Source organism: Kamptonema animale CS-326, from assembly GCF_028330895.1.
In the GTDB taxonomy this organism is placed as follows: Bacteria; Cyanobacteriota; Cyanobacteriia; order Cyanobacteriales; family Microcoleaceae; genus Kamptonema; species Kamptonema formosum.
On the sequence record NZ_JAQMUA010000077.1, the window covers coordinates 1 to 5,530 of the forward strand.

A 5,530-nucleotide genomic window follows, 5' to 3' on the forward strand; every position below is an offset into this window, starting at 1 on the left:
AACTTGAGGATTTAAGCTTAACTCGCGCAGCTTTTGGGCTTCTAACTCGGTAAGACTGATTCTTAATCGGGCTGGCATATAGCGATCGCCTCCTTATTTAACGATTTTTCTATTTTACGCTTAATTAGGTACACCTACTTAGAAGCTATGACAACTAATTTAGCATCTCAAAATGATAAGAAGCGTAAGCGCATTTCTGATGCTTATGATTCTCTACCTTTTATTGCTTGGAAAATTGAGGGGCAAATTCCTTTTCCGGGGCCGCATCCACTTACTGAAAGATTTACTTTTTTGTGGGGTTTCCCCGCAGTTCTATATGAGAAAATTAAATTTCTTGATTTGCGGGTTACTCGTGAGTTTTCCAATTGGCAACGTTTAGGTAAGGATGAGAAAGTTATGTTTCTTGATTCTTTAAAGTTTATGCGTAACTTTGTCATTGGTACTTTTTCAGTGTTTTTCCTAATATCAATTTTCACTTAACATTAATTATGCCTTTGGAACGCACTTTAAAAATTGATTGGCTTCGCTTCCAGTTTTCATCTAATACTGGTTCTATGGTGATTGATGAATTATTGGAAATTATCAATTTGCCTTTCGATCTTGTTGAAGGAGGTTCAGTTGCTATTAATAAGCATTGGCCTCATGTTTGGGAATTTCAAGGTTCTAAAATTGGGTATATTGATTTTGGTGAGGATTGTTCCTATAATCATGATTTAATTTATAGGTTTTTCGTTGATTTATCTGGTTCTGTTCTTTCTTTAATTGGTATAGAAAAAGCTATCGAGCTTATTTTTGTTGGTCAATGCGAACAAGATTTTAAAGCTAATAGAATTGATATTGCTTTAGATTTTCCCATTCATCCTAGCGGCGAACGTTTGCATCTTAGACCTTGGGAATTTTATTTAGCTAGTGGTAAGTTGTTTACCAGGACTTTTAAGCGCTTTAGTTCTATTAATAATAATTCGGGATCTACTTCGGGATCTACTGTTTATATAGGTTCTCGTTCGAGTGATTCGTTTGTACGTCTTTATGGTAAAGGTGATTTCGATCGTTGGGAAGTTGAGATTAAACGTGGTAAATCTCAAATTGTAATGGATGATTTAGTTAAATTTAATACTAACGATCGAGCTAAACTTTTAGAATATTTACATTCTTTAGTTATTGGTTCGATTTCTATTGATTGTCAATGGATTCGCGATTACACTTCTAATTTTAAACCAGTTGTGATTAAACTTGCTCCGATTGAACTTGATATTGAGCGGTCAAATCGATTTTTTAAGCGCCATGCTCCTACTTTAGCTTCAATTCATTCTTATTTAGGTGAGGAAAAGTTTGGTATTTGGTTGGAGCGCATTTTATATTCTGGTCGAAATCGTATGAAACGTCGTCATTTACGGATGGTTTATGTTGCTCAATATTTGGGAGTTGTTCTTACATTTTTAGCAGCTTTTCTGCCTGTGGATGTTTTAGCAATTGCTCCTGTTTGTCCTGCTAATAGTAGTAATTTAGTGCCTGCTTCCCTGGCTCAAAAATTCCCTGTTGATATTGTCATGCCTAATGATGAGGAGAAAACTCATTTTCAAGCTTTAGGAGATGGATGTTTTCAGATTAATGCTGGCGTTGGGTGGGAGCCTATTTGTACTCCTGGTATGATTATTCGGGTTATTCAGCCTTTTATTGTTATTGGAGTTGGTTTAAAGTTCATTTTGAATGATTAGTTATTATGATTACAGCGGTTCGTACTTTAATTGGGTTAAGACTTGCTATTGCTACTGCTGGTCAGATTGTGGCAGTTGGAATTGCTGGTTTATCTGTCCGAACTGCTGCTTATATTTTAGGATTTAGTTTGGGTAGTATTTCTCCTTTTATACTCCCTATAATATCTTTGTTGGCTACTTTGTCAGGTTTATTTTCTGATAGTTGTTTGAGTGTTGAGCAGTTGGCTATTATTGATAACCAGAATCAAGCATTAATAAATACTTATAATTCTCAATATGCTGCTTGGAATGTAGGTTATCAAAATTGGCTTGCAGCCGATCGCATTGCTCGTCAGGAAGCTTATCAGCGGTGGTATGATACTTTTGCAGGTACTTGTGTTGAGGGAATGACTATTTGCTCTTGGTTTTCTTGGTCTAGTTCTTATTCTGTCCCTCCTCCTACTTATCCTAATTTAAAACCTTATCCGGGTCATGCCGCTACTGATCCTAATTGTAAATATCCTCGTAAGGTTTGGTTGCAGGCTGTTTGGGCTGCAACTGATGATAATTTTGTTACTCCTAAAGCTTGTTGGTTAATTGCTTATTCATGGGATAAACGTTATAATAAAGTTGAGATTAAATATAATCCTTATAAGATTAAAGATTCATTTCTTTTATCTCGTGCTCTTAAACCTGATTTGGTTAAGGGCGATCGTTTGAAGGCTTTTAAAACTTCTGATTGGAAAAATTTAGAAACTCCCTCTGGGTGGGATAAAGGGTACTGGTTAGTTGAACAGACTGATGTTGAATGTAGGGGGTGGCAACCGTCATGGTTAAATCCAGTAAAATGATTTTTATTAATGGTTTAAAGTTGGGTATTTCTATTAATATCATTTTCTTAATTATTATTGGTTCTTTGAGTTGTTTTGGTTATTTATTGGGTAAACCATTATCATCACCTCGTTCTCGTTTACCTCTTGGTACTGTTACAGGTTTTACTCAGATATCTAATTCTATTTGGAGAGATAAATCTCAATTATTCTCTTTTTTTATCATTGAGAATGAATTAAATAGAGCTGTTGTTAAGAAGCTTTCATCTAAAACTAAATCTTGGTGTAAATATTATAATTGTTACTCTCATCGAATGTCGTTTAATGATGTAAATAAGTTAAATTTTTCTAGCCATACTATAGATGATTTCTACACTGATATTCAATTTACTGATGCTCAAATTAGAGAAGCTAAGCTTAAATCTTTGGATTTATTTTTAGCTTCTTTACCTTCTGGTTCACTAATAATTATTAATGAGCCTATCGTATTTTTTAAGTTTGAGCTTCGGTTTACTGAGTTTAAAAATTGGTATTTATCTTTGGTTGATAAATACCCTAATCTAAAATTTCAGTTTGGTTTACAGATTCATTTGCAATGGCTTGATGTTGTTTTATTTCGTTATAACTGGCTGTTCGATCGGCTTAAAGATTCTAATTTAGAATGGATGGTAATTGAATTTTCAATTTACGATGAGCTTTGGAAAAAACAGCTTTCATCTTTTTGGCGTGAATTATCAGATTTTAATGTTAATTTTCCGCCAGTGGTTGATAAATTAGTGCCTCGATTTGTGAGGTCTAATTTATCTTTGCTGTCTGCTTATTATGTTGCTAGTAAGTGCCGTGCTGATAGTAATTGTAAATCGTTTGTGATTTGGGGAAATTTTGGTCATGCTTGGTTTGCCGATCGAGTGCCAGTTTCTTACTCTGGTCAGTTTCAAATTTTTGATGAATCTGGCAAAATTCAGCCTATGTATTGGGCTATTTTAAGGGGGTTAAATCAATGAGGTTATTATTATTATTTTTCATTTTTACTTTATCTTTTATTCAGCGTTCTTATGCTACAACTCCTGCGCCAGCAACTTATACTTGGTGTGTCCTTAAAATGATTCAAACTGACACTCATGAAATGATTCAGGCAGCGTATGGTATGGGAAACACGCCTTTTGTTAACAATGAGTTATGTGAGGATTTTTATAGTCGTGATATTCGAGTTGAAGGTCGGCCTGTTGTTTTAGTTGGGGTTACGCCTAGTATTAATTCTGATAATCCTGATGGATTCTGGACTTTTAATACTTGGCGGCGACCTATGACTGAGCTAGAAATTCAGGATTATGCTTGTTATTTGATTAATTCAGATTTCTTTTCAAGCATTACTGTTCAAGGGTTAAAATTGATGCCTTCTTCTCCTAATAATATTAGGATTCCGGCTTTGTTACTGTCGGCTTTGGAATCAACTAATAGCCCAATTATTAGTTATGCTGCGCTTACTTGTTGGAATACGATGCTCCCTATTTTGTCTATTGCTGCACTTACAAAGTTATGGAAAATCATCAAAAAATAGTTTTAACTACTTCTCAAATTAAGCTTATTGCTTTGGTTTTGATGACTTTAGATCATATAGGTTTAGTTTTTGATATTTTGCCTTTGAGGTTTGTGGGTAGGTTATCGCTTCCCCTTTTTGCTTGGGCTTTTGGTAAGTCTTGGGAACGTACTTCTAATCGCGATCGTTTTATAGGGCGTTTGTTTTATTGGGGTTTATCTGCTCAATTTTTTTACTATTTAGCTTTTCATGATTTTGGTGTAGTTGGTATTAATATTATTTTTGCTTTTGGTTTTGTTGGTGCTATTTTTTCACACATTCATACTTCTGTTAGTTTTTCTGAGCGATTAGCTTGGCTTTTATTCGGTATGTTTTTTAGTGAATTTTTTCTTTTTGACTATGGTTGGTATTTGTTCCCGGCAATTTTATTAATGAATAATTTTCGTTGGCATACTGCTTGGTGGGTTTTATGGGTATTACTTAATTTGGTTTATACTGTTTATTTGGGAATTCCTTATCAAATACTTGCTGTATTTGCACCATTTTTCTTGGTTAATTATTCTGAAGATTTTGATGTTAAACCTTCAAAATATTTTAGGGATTTATTCTATGTTTACTATTGCGGTCATTTGATGATTTTGGCATTGATTTCGAGAATTTAAATTTTAAGTGCGATTGAGTAGGGGGCCGCCGCGCAACCCAGCGAGAGATGTTTCGGGTAAGCGGAGTGTCTTGTGCGCGGGGGTCGCCGCCCGAATGAGCCCCCAGATCTATGTCGATAGTCGAGGTGCGATTGAGTAGGGGGCCGCCGCGCAACCCAGCGAGAGATTTTTTGGGTAAGTGGAGTGTCTTGTGCGCGGGGGTCGCCGCCCGAATGAGCTCACAATCTATGCTATTAACGAAAAATTTTTCACTACTTGGCTGTGTCCTGGTGATTTTTTACGATCGCTTTACGATCGCTGTTTGATGTAGGGCGGCCGGCATCGCAACTAATACGTCTCCGGTGCCGGCCGCCCCTACAGTTTTAGTCAGCGCCGCAGGCAACCAGCTCGGTCCAGGCAATCGGATGAGTAATACCCGGTAGACTTTATAAAAAAAATGGTTGGAACTGTTTTGCTGTAACCAGTTTGGCTATTTTCTCTATTATTGATGAGTTACAAAACTTAATATCTGGTGCAACCTGGTTACAGGATTGTTTTGGTTGTATACTTTGTCATACGATTGCATACTTTTCCATACCGTTACAATTTCACTAAATTCCTATCAGGGATTGAAACTTTCAAAAAACTCTATTTTGTCACCGGGCAACGAGCAGAGTTACAATTTCACTAAATCCCTATCAGGGATTGAAACTTACAATTTATTAGGTAACTTTTTAGGTAACTAGGGAGTGGAGGACGGAAATGGCTCCCGGCACTGCCCCTGGATAACTAATAATTTTTTACTAAGTGCCGGGAGTCGTG

7 protein-coding genes are annotated in these 5,530 nt (G+C 36.1%); 6 read left to right on the forward strand and 1 reads right to left on the reverse strand.

Annotation, left to right across the window (positions count from 1 at the left end):
- Window positions 1-147: 147 nt before the first annotated feature.
- Genes PN499_RS04630 through PN499_RS04655 form a run of 6 tightly spaced genes read left to right on the forward strand, consistent with a single transcriptional unit; the run spans window position 148 to window position 4,729 of the window.
- Window positions 148-480, forward strand: a complete 333-nt coding sequence (locus tag PN499_RS04630) for a hypothetical protein (RefSeq protein WP_272030512.1) — start codon at window positions 148-150, stop codon at window positions 478-480.
- 8 nt (window positions 481-488) lie between these two features.
- Window positions 489-1,718 (forward strand): replication initiation factor domain-containing protein, encoded by a 1,230-nt coding sequence (locus PN499_RS04635; protein WP_272030513.1) that lies wholly within the window; start codon window positions 489-491, stop codon window positions 1,716-1,718.
- A gap of 5 nt (window positions 1,719-1,723) precedes the next feature.
- On the forward strand, window positions 1,724-2,548 hold the full coding sequence (locus tag PN499_RS04640; protein ID WP_272030514.1) for a hypothetical protein: 825 nt from the start codon (window positions 1,724-1,726) through the stop codon (window positions 2,546-2,548).
- Window positions 2,527-3,531: a hypothetical protein gene (locus PN499_RS04645; RefSeq protein ID WP_272030515.1), complete on the forward strand. Its 1,005-nt coding sequence runs from the start codon at window positions 2,527-2,529 to the stop codon at window positions 3,529-3,531. Before PN499_RS04640 ends, PN499_RS04645 begins: the two co-directional genes overlap by 22 nt.
- On the forward strand, window positions 3,528-4,088 hold the full coding sequence (locus PN499_RS04650) for a hypothetical protein (protein WP_272030516.1): 561 nt from the start codon (window positions 3,528-3,530) through the stop codon (window positions 4,086-4,088). Before PN499_RS04645 ends, PN499_RS04650 begins: the two co-directional genes overlap by 4 nt.
- Window positions 4,067-4,729 (forward strand): TraX family protein, encoded by a 663-nt coding sequence (locus PN499_RS04655; protein WP_272030517.1) that lies wholly within the window; start codon window positions 4,067-4,069, stop codon window positions 4,727-4,729. Before PN499_RS04650 ends, PN499_RS04655 begins: the two co-directional genes overlap by 22 nt.
- A gap of 277 nt (window positions 4,730-5,006) precedes the next feature.
- Here PN499_RS04655 and PN499_RS04660 read toward each other — a convergent pair whose 3' ends face one another.
- Window positions 5,007-5,129, reverse strand: coding sequence for a hypothetical protein (locus PN499_RS04660; protein WP_272030518.1), 123 nt, complete (start codon window positions 5,127-5,129; stop codon window positions 5,007-5,009).
- Window positions 5,130-5,530: the final 401 nt, after the last annotated feature.

Excerpts from the sequence above, each read along its gene's own strand:
- PN499_RS04640 (WP_272030514.1), top strand. The coding sequence starts at position 1,724 with ATGATTACAGCGGTTCGTACTTTAATTGGGTTAAGACTTGCTATTGCT.
- PN499_RS04630 (WP_272030512.1), top strand. The coding sequence starts at position 148 with ATGACAACTAATTTAGCATCTCAAAATGATAAGAAGCGTAAGCGCATT.
- PN499_RS04655 (WP_272030517.1), top strand. The coding sequence starts at position 4,067 with ATGGAAAATCATCAAAAAATAGTTTTAACTACTTCTCAAATTAAGCTT.
- PN499_RS04650 (WP_272030516.1), top strand. The coding sequence starts at position 3,528 with ATGAGGTTATTATTATTATTTTTCATTTTTACTTTATCTTTTATTCAG.
- PN499_RS04635 (WP_272030513.1), top strand. The coding sequence starts at position 489 with ATGCCTTTGGAACGCACTTTAAAAATTGATTGGCTTCGCTTCCAGTTT.
- PN499_RS04645 (WP_272030515.1), top strand. The coding sequence starts at position 2,527 with ATGGTTAAATCCAGTAAAATGATTTTTATTAATGGTTTAAAGTTGGGT.